The organism is Liquorilactobacillus mali KCTC 3596 = DSM 20444 (assembly GCF_000260415.1).
Taxonomy (GTDB): Bacteria; Bacillota; Bacilli; order Lactobacillales; family Lactobacillaceae; genus Liquorilactobacillus; species Liquorilactobacillus mali.
Genome location: NZ_BACP01000058.1, coordinates 43,084 through 58,138, shown reverse-complemented (window position 1 = coordinate 58,138; position 15,055 = coordinate 43,084). Strand labels below are relative to the sequence as shown.

General features: G+C 33.6%; 16 protein-coding genes. 10 read left to right on the top strand and 6 right to left on the bottom strand.

What is annotated here, in order from left to right:
• Positions 1-176 precede the first annotated feature (176 nt).
• Positions 177-1,331, top strand: a complete 1,155-nt coding sequence (locus GSM_RS10505; protein WP_003688421.1) for a glycoside hydrolase family protein — start codon at positions 177-179, stop codon at positions 1,329-1,331.
• A 79-nt stretch (positions 1,332-1,410) separates the two neighbouring features.
• Here the strand turns inward: GSM_RS10505 and GSM_RS10500 are convergent, their stop codons facing one another.
• Positions 1,411-2,337 carry a LysR family transcriptional regulator gene (locus GSM_RS10500; protein ID WP_003688422.1) on the bottom strand — a complete coding sequence of 309 codons (927 nt, stop codon included), beginning with the start codon at positions 2,335-2,337 and terminating at the stop codon, positions 1,411-1,413.
• Between the two features lie 122 nt (positions 2,338-2,459).
• Here GSM_RS10500 and GSM_RS10495 point away from each other — a divergent pair, with 122 nt between their 5' ends.
• Positions 2,460-3,623 carry a cobalamin-independent methionine synthase II family protein gene (locus GSM_RS10495; protein ID WP_003688423.1) on the top strand — a complete coding sequence of 388 codons (1,164 nt, stop codon included), beginning with the start codon at positions 2,460-2,462 and terminating at the stop codon, positions 3,621-3,623.
• Positions 3,624-3,751: 128 nt separating this feature from the next.
• On the top strand, positions 3,752-4,276 hold the full coding sequence (locus GSM_RS10490) for a P-loop NTPase family protein (RefSeq protein ID WP_003688424.1): 525 nt from the start codon (positions 3,752-3,754) through the stop codon (positions 4,274-4,276).
• A 195-nt stretch (positions 4,277-4,471) separates the two neighbouring features.
• On the opposite strand, the gene GSM_RS10485 is transcribed toward GSM_RS10490, so the two are convergent.
• Entirely contained in the window at positions 4,472-5,254 is a 783-nt protein-coding gene (locus GSM_RS10485; RefSeq protein ID WP_003688425.1) for a hypothetical protein, read from the bottom strand.
• A 534-nt stretch (positions 5,255-5,788) separates the two neighbouring features.
• On the opposite strand from GSM_RS10485, the gene GSM_RS10480 reads away from it, so the two are divergent.
• Together GSM_RS10480 and GSM_RS10475 are read left to right on the top strand one after the other, a co-directional pair.
• A complete protein-coding gene (locus tag GSM_RS10480; protein WP_003688426.1) occupies positions 5,789-6,007 on the top strand; it encodes a hypothetical protein in 219 nt (72 codons plus the stop codon).
• Between the two features lie 57 nt (positions 6,008-6,064).
• Complete coding sequence (locus GSM_RS10475; protein WP_003688427.1) at positions 6,065-7,030, top strand: S66 family peptidase; 966 nt, start codon at positions 6,065-6,067, stop codon at positions 7,028-7,030.
• A 132-nt stretch (positions 7,031-7,162) separates the two neighbouring features.
• Here GSM_RS10475 and GSM_RS10470 read toward each other — a convergent pair whose 3' ends face one another.
• From GSM_RS10470 to GSM_RS10455, 4 genes are all read right to left on the bottom strand, one after another.
• On the bottom strand, positions 7,163-8,320 hold the full coding sequence (locus GSM_RS10470; RefSeq protein ID WP_003688428.1) for a DUF998 domain-containing protein: 1,158 nt from the start codon (positions 8,318-8,320) through the stop codon (positions 7,163-7,165).
• A gap of 104 nt (positions 8,321-8,424) precedes the next feature.
• Positions 8,425-8,544, bottom strand: a complete 120-nt coding sequence (locus tag GSM_RS15220; protein ID WP_162097659.1) for a putative metal homeostasis protein — start codon at positions 8,542-8,544, stop codon at positions 8,425-8,427.
• 11 nt (positions 8,545-8,555) lie between these two features.
• Positions 8,556-8,708, bottom strand: coding sequence for a 50S ribosomal protein L33 (gene rpmG / locus GSM_RS10460; protein ID WP_003688429.1), 153 nt, complete (start codon positions 8,706-8,708; stop codon positions 8,556-8,558).
• Positions 8,709-8,952: 244 nt separating this feature from the next.
• Positions 8,953-10,584, bottom strand: a complete 1,632-nt coding sequence (locus GSM_RS10455; protein WP_003688430.1) for a peptide ABC transporter substrate-binding protein — start codon at positions 10,582-10,584, stop codon at positions 8,953-8,955.
• Positions 10,585-11,271: 687 nt separating this feature from the next.
• On the opposite strand from GSM_RS10455, the gene GSM_RS10445 reads away from it, so the two are divergent.
• From GSM_RS10445 to GSM_RS10425, 5 genes are all read left to right on the top strand, one after another.
• Positions 11,272-12,093 carry a DUF2785 domain-containing protein gene (locus GSM_RS10445; RefSeq protein WP_003688431.1) on the top strand — a complete coding sequence of 274 codons (822 nt, stop codon included), beginning with the start codon at positions 11,272-11,274 and terminating at the stop codon, positions 12,091-12,093.
• 297 nt (positions 12,094-12,390) lie between these two features.
• The gene (locus tag GSM_RS10440; RefSeq protein ID WP_003688432.1) at positions 12,391-12,678 is read left to right on the top strand and encodes a helix-turn-helix domain-containing protein; all 288 of its coding nucleotides are present in this window, start codon (positions 12,391-12,393) and stop codon (positions 12,676-12,678) included.
• A complete protein-coding gene (locus tag GSM_RS10435; protein ID WP_003688433.1) occupies positions 12,630-14,279 on the top strand; it encodes a BglG family transcription antiterminator in 1,650 nt (549 codons plus the stop codon). Before GSM_RS10440 ends, GSM_RS10435 begins: the two co-directional genes overlap by 49 nt.
• A complete protein-coding gene (locus tag GSM_RS10430) occupies positions 14,272-14,742 on the top strand; it encodes a PTS sugar transporter subunit IIA (RefSeq protein WP_003688434.1) in 471 nt (156 codons plus the stop codon). The genes GSM_RS10435 and GSM_RS10430 overlap by 8 nt, the downstream gene beginning before the upstream one ends.
• Entirely contained in the window at positions 14,739-15,053 is a 315-nt protein-coding gene (locus GSM_RS10425) for a PTS fructose transporter subunit IIB (RefSeq protein ID WP_003688435.1), read from the top strand. Before GSM_RS10430 ends, GSM_RS10425 begins: the two co-directional genes overlap by 4 nt.
• The last annotated feature ends 2 nt before the right edge of the window (positions 15,054-15,055 follow it).

Below are 15,055 nucleotides of genomic sequence, written 5' to 3'. Positions count from 1 at the left end.
TTTTCATTCTCAACTAGTACAAAATTTTTTAGGCAAGCAATAATTTTAATGGAAACTATAAAGTTGTATAATAATATCAAAAGAAACTGAGATAGCATTGATAATAATATAGTTAATTTTTAATAACTATTGCTAATAAAAATATGTGAATTTGTCAATATTGGAGGAATCAAGGATTGTTTAAGAAAATTGGAATTGGAATTCTTATAGTTATTAGTGCTATTTGTATATATTTGAGTGTAGCTAAGAAAACAACTATTACTGTTAATTTTGTGGATGAAAATGGAACAAAATTGCTAGTAAAAGCAAGAAAGTACTATGGTGTTCCATACACGTTATTAAGTAGTGGGCGACTTGAAAAGAAGGTTCCCGGATATAAGCCAACTAAATCATTTATTTTTTTTCATACTACGAATCAGAAGATAACTCTAAAATTCACATCAAAAAATTATAAAAAGGAAATTGCTAGTTTTAACAAGGCAAAATACGTTGCAGCAACTTTCCAACCAATGACAGTTACAGCTAAAAATGGATTTCAAAGTGATCCTTATAATACTGCACGAACGTATAATGGTAAGAAAACAGGAAAAGACAGTTTGAGACTGATCTATTCAGAGAATGGTATTAACTGGAAAAAATTACATGTTAGCTATCCAAGATTGAATGTCCGTGATCCAAGTATTATTAAAATAGCTGATTATTGGTACATTGTCTATACCAAGGGGATAGTACGAACAAAGAATTTTAAACAGTGGGAAAAGATAAAATGGCCTCATTCGAAGATTTTTGTCAACCATTTTGAGTGGGCTCCTGAATTTTTCAAGGATGCCAAGGGAAAATATCATATAATTATGGCTGGAAAGTCTACAGTTACTGGCAAATTTCATCTTTATGTATCTGACTTTAACCAAAAAACTGGTCGTATCCTAAATAATTGGCAGGGTATAACTGGAAATAATTTGCCCAATAACATGATTGATGGAAACTTGACATATCACGATGGGAAATATGTTCTTTTTTACAAGAATGAGGATGTTACAACGAATAAGTTAACAATGGCTACTTCTGATAATTATCTGGGGCCTTATAAATCTGTAACACTAAACGTAAATCTTAAGGGATATGATGGCTCTGAAGGACCAGAAGCAATTTTTAGTGGCAATACTATAAGACTTTATGTAGATACCTATAAATTTAATAAAAAAGGACAGACTATTTACAATGGTATCCACTATACGAAAAAGACAGGTCGAGGAAATACTTGGACCGAATTAAAGCCGATAAAGGCACCATTTATTGTACGGCATTTTGGAGTTTTAAAAACTAAGTAGCTATATTACAAACTTTGTGTTTCACTGATTAGCATAGTTTTTTTAAAATATAAGAAAAATGTTAAATGAAAACACTTATTTATTCTCCAATAATCCCAAAACCGTATCCACGAATATGCTGTTTAAGTAAATCTAAATAATCTTTAGCGGTGTCACTAAGTTCAATCTTCTTATGTTTAAGGTAACCAAGAGTCATTCTATCAGGAACATCGAGTGGAATTGCGACAATTTTTTCATCATTGAGTTCACTACTGATGATGCCTGAACTGATTGTATATCCGTTGAGCCCAACCATTAGATTAAAAATTGTCGCACGATCACTGATTTGAATCCATTTTTTGTGTTGTAATGTGCTGAGAATTTCTTCTGAGAAATAAAATGAATTGGTATCGCCTTGCTCGTAGGAAAGATAAGTGTAGTCTTCGAGATCAGCAAGTGTGATCCTTTTTTTATTTGTCAAAGGATTGTCACGTCCGACGAATACATGGGGGTAAGCAATGAATAATGGAATAAATTCAAGATTTTTTTCAGAAATTAAACGCAGTAAGACTGTTTTATTGAAGTTATTCAGGTAGATTACACCTAACTCGCTTCTAAAGGTCTGAATATCATTTAAAACATTTTCAGTCTGTGTTTCGCGTAGTGTGAAATTATACTCATCTTCACCGAGTTTTTTAACTAGTTCAACAAAAGCGTGCACGACAAAGGCATAGTGCTGGCCAGAAACACTGAAGATTTGTTTACGAACTGCCTCCTTACCGAAGCGTTCATTTAACAAGTTGACTTGATCCAAGATACTACGTGAATAGTTGATGAATTCGCGTCCTTCAGCGGTTAAGGTGATTCCTAATTTACTACGGTAAAAAAGTTGAATCTTATATTCTTTTTCGAGCTCCTTCATTGCTTGTGAGAGTGAGGGCTGGCTAATGAAGAGTTGTTTAGCTGCTTCGTTCATTGAACCAGTTTCAGCTATTTTTTCAAGATAATGTAGTTGTTGGATTCTCATCGTTTTCCTCCTTGGGTTATAGGTATTGCCTATTATATCACTAAATAAACAAGTATTATCTAACAATGAATATCTTTGTTACACTATATCCAATGAAAAGAAAAAACAGGAGGAATGAACAAATGACAGTTGATAAATTTCAGTTAGTAGGTTCACTGCTACGCACACCAGAATTACTTGAATATAAGAATGAGATCGAGCATCGTGATGATATAAAGTATCCATTTTATAGTGACTTGCCAGGTTACAAGGAAACAGAATCCAAGGCAATCAGTAAGATTATTCAATCTCAAATAGAACATAATTTGAGTGTAATCACTGATGGTGAGTACTCAAAATCAATGTGGCATCTTGATTTTCTATGGGGATTCAAGGGAATTGAACGATACATTGCAGACCATGGCTATACATTTAAAGATCATGATGGCGGTACATTTGAAACACGCAAGGATATTGGCATTAAGATTACTGGACCATTATCAGGTAAGAACCATCATTTTGTTGATATTTTCAAAGAAATCAAAAAACAAGCACAGGGAAGAACAGTTAAGACCACTGTATGGGGAGCAGCACACGCGGTTACCGAACTAACAGTTTTTGATGGTCTCTTTGGTGAAGATCAAGTTTATAAAACAAAAGATGAGTTAAAAGAGGGGGTAATCAAGGCTTATAAAGAATTCTTGGATGATTACAAGGCAGCAGGTGGTGAGATCGTCCAATTTGATGATTGCTTATGGGAACTTTTTGCGGATGATAACGAGAGCAGTTTTTTCGCTGATGGAACAAAAGGATTAGAAGATTTGGCGGACGAATTTGTCGCAATTAATAATGCAGTGGTTGATTATGGTCATGAGTTGGGCTTGAAGGTCTGGACGCATAATTGTCGTGGTAATTACGAGAGTCGTCATGCCGCAGGTGGTTCATATAAGGCAATTGCCGAAAAATTCTTACGTGATCAACATTACGACCGTTTCTTCTTAGAATGGGATGATGACCGTGCTGGTGATCTTTCAGCACTTGAAGTATTACGTAATAAACCAAATGTTGAGGTCGTTTTAGGATTGCTTTCAAGTAAGACTAATACTTTGGATGATGAGAAACGTGTTTATCGTTTATTAGACAAAGCCAGTCAGATTATTCCAAAAGACCGCTTATTTATTTCACATCAATGTGGTTTCGCATCATGCGATTCAGGCAATGAGCTGACAATTTCACAGCAGTGGGCTAAGATTACACAAGGACAAGAAATTGCAAAGAATTTTTGGAGTACAGTAGCAACAAACTAAATAAATTAAAAGAGCAGGAACTCGAACAAATACTTTTTTGTTGGAGACCCTGCTTTTTTGCTGTGGTTATCAAGATAGTTTACAATAAAAAAAATGGAAGTCAATAAAAGTACAATAGGGAGGGTTCAATGAAAATAATAATTATTGGGAACTGTGGGAGTGGTAAATCAACACTAGCTAAGAAAATTGCAGCGAATCTGAGTTATCCTTTATTGCAACTCGACAGTTTATGGCATCAAACAGATTATTCATCCAAGGCAAAAAAATGGTTTGTTGAAGAACAGATTAATTTTATGGAACAAAAGAATTGGGTTATTGAGGGTAATTACCGGTCAACAATTGATTTACGTCTTAAACAAGCAGACCTTATCATATGGTTGAAGATAAATAAGTTTAAAGCAGTTTGGCGGGTTATTAAGCGTTCAATATTGTTTAGATTAAATAAAAAAACCCGGCCAGAGATGCCCGCGCAGTTCAAAGAACATTTTGACCGAGAATATTGGGAGTTCTTGAAATTTATCGCCTCTTACGATGAGAAGCAGATGTCTGAATTGATTTTGGCTAATAGTACCAAGCAGAGTCACCTGTTAATTATCAGAGGAAGAAAAGGACAAGAACAGCTTATGAGCTACTTACTAAAAAAGGAGACTTGATTGTGGAAAAATATATTTTGAACCAACTCCTCTATTTATTTCAGATAAATATGTACCATAAGCCAAAATTTTCAATTTAATCTTGAATTACCCATAGCAAAGTGCACGATATGTTAGTAATTTCGTATTAGTATCCACATTGTACAACTCATGTTACATTTTCTTTTGAAAATCTGAATCAGATAAAGTGCCTGATTAATTTGTAGTAGCAAAAATTGTTGAATAACTAGAAGTGTTACTTGAACCCGAGGTATCATTCTCGGAAAATGCGTTATATGCTGGGCTCATGTTGTAAGTTTTGCCATTATTATTAGAGGTAGCCAGACTAAACCGATTTGTTGAGTCATCGGTATTATCTTCCAGGCTGGCACCTGTTTGCCAGTTTTCTGTAATTTTTTTATTTGCAGGAGCTAAAAGGATACTCAAATAACTTGGAGCCTCCTGCGTAGTTGTGCTTTGAACGTTAATAACTAAGCTATCATCGGGATGCAGGATAACTTGTTTAAAGTAATAAACTTGTGATTGATTCGTATCATCTGAAGTTAATGTTCCCTTTTTAAAGTCTAAAGTGTATGAATTGGCATAGCCTATGTATTTTCCAGAATACTTGTTGTAGCGCGAAAAGTTACTAATGGTAGTTGATTGCTTGACCGTACTGGTTGAATCAGTCTTGCTTTTTGCTATTTTAGAGCTGGCACTTGAACTGCTGTTTTGGACAGTCGTTTGCGAGGAACTGGTGGAGTCTGCAACACGGTTATTTGAGTCATGGGTGGTCTGTTTTTGTAACTCATTAAAAACAAAGATACCCACAAAAACAATAATAATTCCAATTGTAACCTCAACAATAATTGTGCGTTGGCGGATAGATCTGACTCTGAGATAATCGTCACGCCATGTGGGATCATTCCGGCGTTCTTTGTAGAAATCATATGTGTGTTGTGAACGTGTTCGTCTACTAGGATAAGTTTTAGGTTTCATAATTTCTAATATGGTCTCCTTATTTATAGAGGTATTGAAAAGTTTTTTATTGGTACACAATTTATTCTCAAATATAAAGCATTTTAAAGGGTGGTAATTTAAGCCAATATTGTAATTACTTGAAAAATTTTATCTCTTACATTACTATTATTCTAATATATAATAGTAATTATGAATAGAGATACGCAAGAATTTGCGGGTTAATCGACCTAATATCAGTTTTTTTGCGGTGAACAAAAAAAACGATTAAATTTTAAATTAGTGTGGAATATAATGGGCGTGAGGAACTTGTAAAATGGTAGATATTATATACATAGTTGTAGTTGAAGAATCTAAGAATAGCAAAGAAATAGAAGCGAGTGTGACATAAATCGGTAAAATTTGAGTACCAACAAGAAATTACGAACATAGCGAGTAATTTGCTATGAGTGATTCGAGGTTAGACGGAAAATTTTGACTTATGGAACACGTTTATCCGGAATAAGTAGCGGAGTTAGGTTTAAATTTCACTTTTGACCCAGCCCCAGGGAAAGTTTGGAAAAGCAAAATAGCAACCGTAATCTGGTATTGTACAGAGTTTCAAAAAATGGAATAGTTAGTCCTACGGATAGCAAAATTCAGAAAATAGTTGATTTATTGGGAACTAATACCTTGCCAGTGGCTCTAACAGTCAAAAAAGGTAGCTTGTATAGTAATACTGAATTAGCAGCAATGGTTGATGGCATTTCACTTCAGCAAGGAGAAGAATATTAATTAAGTTATAATGAGGTACACGAGAGTAGAGTTATTTCTTTATAGGAGGTTAATATCATGAATATCGGATTCTATACAAGTTCGACACCGATCACTGTTTTAGCACCTAAAAGATTTGAGCGTGCTCTGAAATTCTTGAAAAGCAAAGGGGTTAAACTGACCACTGGAAGTCTTACTGGTAAAATTGATAGGTATCGTTCTGGTACGATTCTTGAACGTGCCCAGGAAATCAATGAGTTAATACATAATCCTGAAGTTAACATCATCATGTCAACTATTGGAGGAACAAATACAAACTCAGTTTTGCCATATATTGATTATGAGTATCTAAAAAAGCATCCTAAGATCTTTGTTGGTTATTCAGATACTACAGCATTATTATTAGCAGTGAAGACTAAAGCTCCAGAATGTCGTATTTTGTATGGACCAGCCGTTGTTTCTTCATTTGGTGAATGGGAACCTCTTGTTGAAGAAACATGGAATTATTTTGAAAAAGTGGTTAATTCAAAATATGGAGAAAGTATTATTACTAAAGCTCCTCTTTATTGGACAGATGAGAAACTTGATTGGGAAGATTTTGAACATGAGAAAAATACAGTTGTTAATAAGTGGCACTATACCAATGAGTCGACCCTAAAAGGTAGAATTATAGGGAGAAATCTCAACACAATGTATGGTTTTATTGCCTCTGAGTATTTCCCAAAATTGACTGCAAATGATATTTTATTGATTGAAGATGCTGAAAAAGATGCTTCAACTGTTGAGAAGAATTTTGCGATGCTCAAGCTTGCAGGTGTTTTTGATAACATCAAGGGAATTATTCTCGGAAAGCATGCACTTTTTGATGGCGAAGGAACCAGTATGAAACCAATTGATATTTTGCAAGAAGTGTTAGGCGACAAGCAAATACCAATTATTTATGATTATGATAGCTCACATACAGTTCCAATGATGACTACACCACTAGGAGCGGATGCGACAATTGATGCAGAAACAATGAGCATAGAATTTACAAATTATTAATTTAGTAGTGGAGAATAATAATGAATGAAAAAAATTATGGAACATGTTTATTAGGAACAAATAAAAGAGTCGGGCCAAAAGTTAAATTTTGATCCGACCTTTTTTCAATTATTAAAAAATATTTAAAGTCAGTTATTCAAGATGAATGTAACTTTGAATATCATTATCTATTAATCCTTCAATATAGTTAAATACTAATAATAGCCAACCAAACGAAAGCATGAAAGAGATAATTTCAAATGCTGTTAAGGAAAAATATCCGACAACGCTGAATAAAAGTTCTGAGACTATAAGCGAAATTCCGACAGCATATGAGAGGAATATAAACTCTTTTGTTATGGCGGGTAATAGCCAGCGAATACCAATAATTAATATCAGTACAAAGTAAATCAGGAAAAAGGCTACATGATCATGCAAATTGTGGAAAGAAGCATCATTAGGGAAGACTCCTACCAAAGCAAGATTAATCGCAACCATTGTCAATAGGACGCGCAAGAGCCAGAGCTTCCAAGTATGGGCATAAATATTATGCAAGCTTACAAATAAATAATCAATCAATGCTAGCATCAAAAATGCAGACAGGATAAGAGTTGCATTGAATTGCCACCCGCTTGAAGCCTGATTAGTTCCCAAAAAGCTGAGGTTATGCTGCCACCAGTAACGCCGATTATTGACTGCCATTGAAATTGCAACTCCACTGATGATTACAAGCGTTAAGACCGTTGAGAGTACATTGCCGTCAATTATTAATGCAAAGTGGATCATAAAAAGATTAATGATGGTGCAGAATACAAAAAGAATAATACTGGCAGTGAAATTGTCAAACATTGCACCTTTGAATAAAACTCCAAGTAACCACATAGCACTAACTAAGCAGAGTGCAAGAATTAGAGCAAAAGAAATTACGATAACAGGAAAATTACGCCAATAAACATTTTTTGCAAACTCATTATGCGGATTCTTGCGATCAATGATAAAGAAAAAGGTGAAAAGAATTGTACCAATAATTGCACCTAATATGATAATGGCAGTTGCTAATGAAGAATTGCCAACTAATTTAATAAACCTGATATTTTGTACAATGCAGTAAATGTAAAAGACAATGCTTGTAATCAATGCAATAATAATTGGCCAAATAAAAGAATTCTTAGCAGTATGTGATTGATTTTCTTGAAATTCGACAATCAATTTATTGTTGCGAACACTGAGTATGGCTTTATCGTCGCCTTTAAGACTCAGTTTCTCGCTAATATCAGCGGGAATTAATAATTGTAGATTCCTGTTTTTCATAGTGTCCTCCAATACATAAAGTACTGGAATCCATTATACCAAATTTTAAAAGAGGGCATTATACGAATAATAGGGTAAATGCAATAGTCACTATTAAGTATTAATTACTTTTTTATTTTATTTTTACGAGAATCGTGCAAAATCTTTAGCGCGCGCTTTCTAGTTTTGATATTAGGACTTTTGAGCATACGGTAAGCTGTTGATAGATCAGTTTTATTTGACATAAGTATCTCCTTTATTTTCTTACTTCAACGAAAAGTGCACGTTGCTTGAGACGTGGCGAGTACTTCATAAGCTTGAGTGCTTCGGGAGTATTACGCTTGTTCTTACTTGTAAGATAGAGTCGTTCCTTAGTTTCTTTACATTCTAAAATAATATTTGTACGCAAGATGATCACTCCTAATTTTTAAATAGTAATTATTACTGTTTAAAAATAACATACAGACTTTTGTAAGTCAATAAAGTATATATATACTTTATAGTTTTAAGTAGATGAAAAAGTGTAATTTCAAAATTTTAGCTAGAAGATGCAAATACAAACATAATCTTAATTTTTGTACAAAACAGAGCTATACCATAATATTTTCTATGGCATAGCTCTGTTTATTGTACATTTTATCTTTTTATAATCATTACTTAATATACGTATACTTATAATTCCACTGTGTTCCAGCAGTATTATGAATAATTCCCTTAACATCAGATTTCTGTAAATATGATGTAACCTGTTGGTAGACAGGTGTTACGCCTTGATCAGCATTGAATATTTTAGCTGCAGCGACCAAATCACTCCAACGCTTATTGGCATCATTAGCGTCCTCATTTTGTGCTTTTTCTATTAAAGCATCATACTGGGCGCTTGAATACCCACCATAGTTATAAGAAGTTCCAGTTAATGGAATTTGGAGGAATGTGATAGGATCATTGAAATCACCGCCCCAACCAGACAAGTACAGGTCAAAGTCGCCATCTTTTGCATTTTGTGAAGCATTGTTACTTGGAACACTGCGAATTGTTATTGATAAGCCAGGTAGAACTTTGGCATATTGAGACTGTAAGTATTGTGAAACTACACTACTACTGCTGTCATCATTAGAAGAAAGCAATGTCAGCTTCAAGCTCTTCAGACCAGTTTCTTGCAAGCCTTTTTTCCAATATTTTTTTGCCAGCTTTTCATTATAAGTTACAGTGTTTTTAACTGCCTGTTGTTTTGCAAAGTCTTCACCAGTTTTTGGATCTGCAGCTAATCCAGATGCTACAAAACCGGTTGGGATATAAGAACCATCCCCCAGTACTTTCTTAGTAAGAACTTGGCGATTAATTGCTAGGGACATTGCCAAGCGAATATAACGGTTATTCAGGGCCTTACGTTTATCAGCATCTTTGTCTTTGAAGTTATATGCGATATATGAGATGTAAGAGTATGGATAAGACTTAAACTGCGATGAACTCTGATAGTTTTTAACTTGTTGGTTAGACAAAGGTGTCATATCCAATTTGTCTTGCTGATACAGTTCATGCCCAGTCGTAGGATTTTCTACGACAGTATAGTTAATTTGCTGCAACTTAACAACTTTCTTATCCCAATAATGAGTATTTTTTACGAATTTCCATTTGTTACCTGTTCCTGTCCATGACTTGATTGTGAATGGACCTGAGTAAACCATATACTGTGAACGAGTTCCATACTTGCTCCCATATTTTTCTACAACTTTCTGATTTTGCGGTCCGAATAATGGATAAGCCATCAAAACTTTAAAATAAGAAATTGCTTTGTCGAGTTTGATAACAACAGTTTGTTTGTCGGGCGCACTAATACCGATTTGATTGGCAGATTTTTTACCAGCAATAATTGCATTAGCATTCTTGATACCACTAAATAAGTATGAATAGGGTGATTTTGTCTTAGGATTTATCGTTCTACGCCATGAGTAAACAAAATCTTGTGCAGTTATGCGATCACCGTTGCTCCAATATGCTTTTCTGATTTTGAATGTCCATGTTTTCCCGTCCTTTGAAACACTGCTGGATTTTGCTAAACCAGCTGTTGTAGAACCATTTTTACCCAAACGATAAAAACTTTCAAAGACATTTCCAGTTTGACCAAATCCTGTTGACTTTGAGATATCAATTGTACTCAGTGGAGCGGTAGCGCTGAGATTTAGAACTTGTTTCTGTGTGCTACTAGTCTGCTTACCACACGCCGTAAGTAATAAAAATAAACTAGCAAAGATAGTTGTGATAGCGATTTTTCTAGAATTCATTTATTGTTCATCCCCAATTTCTTAATAAAATTCATTTTTATAGAGAGCTACTAATTCTGCATGGCCTTGCTTCCCCTAGAACTGCCACGCCAGAAAACTAACCATGCAATAATCTTATGAAACCTAATTCTTGTCATAAAATTTCTCCTTTTTCATTATAATATATTTACAAATAAAAAAGCCCCTGCAACCTAATGCAGGGACGTCTAAACGTGGTACCACCCAAAATTTACTGCGAAAACAATGGTTTCGTAGCCTCATTAACACAATAATATATTATGTTATAGACGATATCGAGTCAAAACGCACTGACAGCTCGCACCTTAGCAAAACTCCAGATTCATCTTCATCAAGTCTTAGACCCTGCCCTCTCACTGTTGGCAGTCGCTGTACATCTAATCAGCTCGATTACTCTTTCCTTCAACGTTCAATTATCATGCTTTCTTTTTGATAGTATAAGTGTTACTGAATTTTAAGTCAACTAGTAATCTTAAAAAGGAGAAAGTGAAAATAATTGTTAGTTCTAACCAATGGATAAAAAGATACAATGTTATATTAATTCAATAATATCTTTTATAGTAGGATATAATTAATACAAATACTAAACCAGAGGAGGTAAGTAGCAGTAAAGTAACAGTTATTGAAAGCATCAGGAATTAAAATTTTGATAAATTGTGGGGGATTTTTTTGAAACAAGAACTGAAGAAACTACTGAAATTGCCAGAGGGAAGCCTAAACTTTAGGGATTCAACTGTTACTTATATGATGGACAATCTTGGTAACGTGGATTCCGAATTAAGAGATAAATTGATTTATAGTTTATTTGCAAGAGGCTTTGAAGAAAAAGCATTCACAGCAAAACAGCAACAGATGATTATCACTGATTTTATAAATAAGCTGGGAATATTTACAGAGATTGATGGAGAAGAGGATGATCGTGTCTTTTTACGTTCATTTAGTGCATTATTGGGTAGTATCTTATTGGACGTTGATGAAGAAACACGCCTTTTCACTGATAAACAGCGAGTGCTTATTTTCAAAAGTGCAATTGATAATTTGAAAAAAGAAAATGATTTTCGTGGATATGTTCCAGAAAAAGGCTGGGCACATGCGATTGCCCATGGTAGTGATTTTCTAGGTTCTGCAATCTCACATGATGCCTTTCATATGGAAAATACCAAGCCTATATTTGATATAGTTCGGTGTATCATAGCTAAACTTGATCATCCATTTATTAATGAAGAAGAACAACGAATTGCGTATGCATTTTTTCAAGGTGTTTCATCCAGAAATATTGAGGAATGGGACTTAGTATCCTTTATTGAAGAATATGACAATGAGTTATGGGAAAAATATATTAAAAGTAAGGGTGACTTGCCAGCGTTTTATTGTTTATCTACATGGTTTCATATTATGCAGAATTGGTATTTTATGTTTTTCGAATATCAGAATATTAAGGAAATTTTGTATTTGAAGATTAGAAAGTATTTAGAAAAAATGTTTGATTAGCGAGATTTTAATTTAATTAGTTTGAAGTACCCAGAATGATAATCATAATAATAAAAAAATTTAAATATATGTAATTTGTAAGGGGCTGCCACAAAACATTTGTTTTGTTACAGCCCCTTACTAGAATTAGTCAGTTTTTTGATTTCAGACTGTTCTATTTCTGAATATTGAATAATATACAGAAAAGGATAAGTAAAAAGTAATTTTAAGTGCACTAATGATAGTTCACTTTTATAAGTATGAAGGACCAATTTAATACAATATAATGAAAACGTATTCAAAGGGAGTTGATATTCAATGTTAGGGAATAAAAACTTAGATACAAAAGATCAAGAAATTTTGAAACTACTTCTGAAACAAGGAACCATCCATTATCAGAATATATCTGAGAGTACAGGATATTCTAGAAAAACAATTGCTAACCATTTAAACCACATTGAAGAATTTCTGGACGAATATAATGTCGAATTAATAAGAAAAAGGGGAATTGGAATACAGGTAAGAGGTGATGCAAAGCAGATAAGAATATTAAAAAAATGTATTTTGAAAATGATGAAGTCACACTGTCATTATTATCAAAATTAACATTTTCTAGCCACCCTTTGAAGATTCAAGATTTAGCTGATTCACTTTTTTCAAGTAGGGCATCAATTGAATCAAAAATTCAAAAAGCTAAACCAACACTCAATCGGTATGGAATAGCAATTAAGACTATGGGTCATGAAGGGTTGGTGATGGATGGAACTTCCAAACAAAAAAGAAAATTTGCAGCAGATTTATTATATAAGTTTTGGAATACACAAAATGACGAGTTAGCTGTTGATGAAGAAGTATTAGCTAATATCATTGAAAAAAGCTTGTTGGAAAAAATAATTAAAATTACTGATGAATTTATAGCAGATTCAAAACTGAAATTTACAGATTATGAAAAGGAGTCATTAATAATTCATCTTGCCATCTCTTTATCGAGAATCAGTGAAAAAAATGAGTTTCGAAATTTTGAAACAGAGGGAATTATCAATAAAGAGACACTTTATTTAGTCCAAAAGTTAGAAAATGAATTCAAAATAAAAATACCAATAGCTGAAAAGTACTACTTGGATATTCATATTCGTTCAGTAAAAGCAGGGATGAATGAAGAAATTAGTACAAATTATAATTCTGAACTATCTGAATTTTTGGAGAAAAATATTGAGGATTATGACCAAGATTTATTGAATGGGCTAGTGCTGCACTTAACACCTGCAATTAAAAGAATCAATTTAGGATTGAGTATTAGAAATCCCTTGAAGGATGAAGTTAAGAAGAATTTTGTCAGGGCTTATGAAGAGGCTCTAAAACTAAGCAATACTATTCATGGGAAATACGATGTCAGATTTGATGATGATGAGGTTTCGTATATTGCATTGCACTTTCAGGCATATTTTGAAAGAGAAAAGTCAATTTTTAGTGTGTATCTTGTCTGTAGTTCAGGATTGGGCACAGCACAATTGCTTAAACAGCGAATTTTACAAAATTTTCCTAATCAATTAGAAGTTTTAAAAGTGTTATCAAACAATGAATATCAGAACCTAAGTAAAGATGAAGTAAAAAAAGCTGACCTGGTTATTGCAACGATTAACACAATTGAACGAGATGTACCGCTGATTGTTGTAACACCTTTTTTAGATATTAGTGCAGTTGGAGAAATAAAAAATGGTTTGAGAAAGATATCGCATAGAAACAAAAGATTTAGAATGAGAAATTTAATTAACTTTAACAATATTATTATAAAAAATGAACGTGTCACCTTTGAAGATGCTGTTACGGAGGTAAGCAAAATTGCTGAAAACAGCAAGATTTCAAAGGCAGATTTAAAGAAATCCATTTTGGAGCGAGAAGAAATATCTTCGACTTTTTATGATGAAGTAGGATTGCCACATGCCACTAAGGAGCATATTAATCAATCAGCTGTTTTTGTTTTTATTTCTCCAAAGGGCATTTATAAGGGACGTGAAAAAGTTAACATTTTATTTTTTCTGTTTCTGACGGATGATGCTAAACCGTTTATCAATGATTTTTATGAAGTATTGAATGAGATCGTCACAAACAAGACAAAAATAAAAAAAATCGTTAAGGCTACAACAAAGTCACAAGTTATATATGAACTGGAATCAAGAGAAAAAGAGGGTAGTGAGAATGAATGACAAGATAGGTGAATTTATTTCTGAGAAAAATATAGTTCTAAATTTAGGAGCTTTAAATCAGTCAGATGCAATTCAAAAACTTGCAACGGTATTGAAGAAAAATGGATATATTGATGATGTTTTGGCCTTCCAAAATGATGTGTTAGAAAGAGAAAAAGCTTCAACAACAGGGATTGGTAACGAATTGGCTATTCCACACGGTAAAAGTACACACGTTATTCAGACAACGATGATGTTTGCAAGAAATGAAGAAGGAATTGAGTGGAACTCACTAGATGGGTCTAAAGTGAAAAATATTTTTCTAATGGCAGTTTCACCAGAAGATAAGGGGAACGAACATCTAAAAATGTTGGCAACTTTGTCGGGCGAACTGATGGATGATGATTTCGTAGAAGCTATAAAGAAAGCTGATTCAAAAGAGAATATATTAAAAATATTACAAAAAAGGGGAAATGAAAGATGAAAATAGTTGGAATAACGGCATGTATAGCAGGAATCGCGCACACGTATATGGCAGCAGCTAATTTAAAAAAGTTTGCCAAAAAAGAGAATTGTGAAATTAAAATTGAAACGCAAGGGGCGATGGGCATTGAAAATGAATTGACTCAAGCAGAAATTGATGAAGCTGACGTAGTTATTTTTGCAGTAGACACGACAGTCCAAAATGAAGATAGATTTAATGAAAAAAAGATTTTAGAGGTTGGCACATCTAAGGTTGTTAAGGATGGGAAAGCAACTATACAAGATGCTATTAAATTAGCGAAAGGAGAATGAAG

Bases quoted from the DNA above. Each gene is read 5' to 3' on its own strand.
- GSM_RS10430 (WP_003688434.1), top strand. From the start codon at position 14,272: ATGAATGACAAGATAGGTGAATTTATTTCTGAGAAAAATATAGTTCTA.
- GSM_RS10495 (WP_003688423.1), top strand. From the start codon at position 2,460: ATGACAGTTGATAAATTTCAGTTAGTAGGTTCACTGCTACGCACACCA.
- GSM_RS10440 (WP_003688432.1), top strand. From the start codon at position 12,391: ATGTTAGGGAATAAAAACTTAGATACAAAAGATCAAGAAATTTTGAAA.
- GSM_RS15220 (WP_162097659.1), bottom strand. From the start codon at position 8,544: ATGTCAAATAAAACTGATCTATCAACAGCTTACCGTATGCTCAAAAGT.
- GSM_RS10425 (WP_003688435.1), top strand. From the start codon at position 14,739: ATGAAAATAGTTGGAATAACGGCATGTATAGCAGGAATCGCGCACACG.
- GSM_RS10435 (WP_003688433.1), top strand. From the start codon at position 12,630: ATGTATTTTGAAAATGATGAAGTCACACTGTCATTATTATCAAAATTA.
- GSM_RS10455 (WP_003688430.1), bottom strand. From the start codon at position 10,584: ATGAATTCTAGAAAAATCGCTATCACAACTATCTTTGCTAGTTTATTT.
- GSM_RS10490 (WP_003688424.1), top strand. From the start codon at position 3,752: ATGAAAATAATAATTATTGGGAACTGTGGGAGTGGTAAATCAACACTA.
- GSM_RS10485 (WP_003688425.1), bottom strand. From the start codon at position 5,254: ATGAAACCTAAAACTTATCCTAGTAGACGAACACGTTCACAACACACA.
- GSM_RS10500 (WP_003688422.1), bottom strand. From the start codon at position 2,337: ATGAGAATCCAACAACTACATTATCTTGAAAAAATAGCTGAAACTGGT.
- GSM_RS10475 (WP_003688427.1), top strand. From the start codon at position 6,065: ATGAATATCGGATTCTATACAAGTTCGACACCGATCACTGTTTTAGCA.
- GSM_RS10470 (WP_003688428.1), bottom strand. From the start codon at position 8,320: ATGAAAAACAGGAATCTACAATTATTAATTCCCGCTGATATTAGCGAG.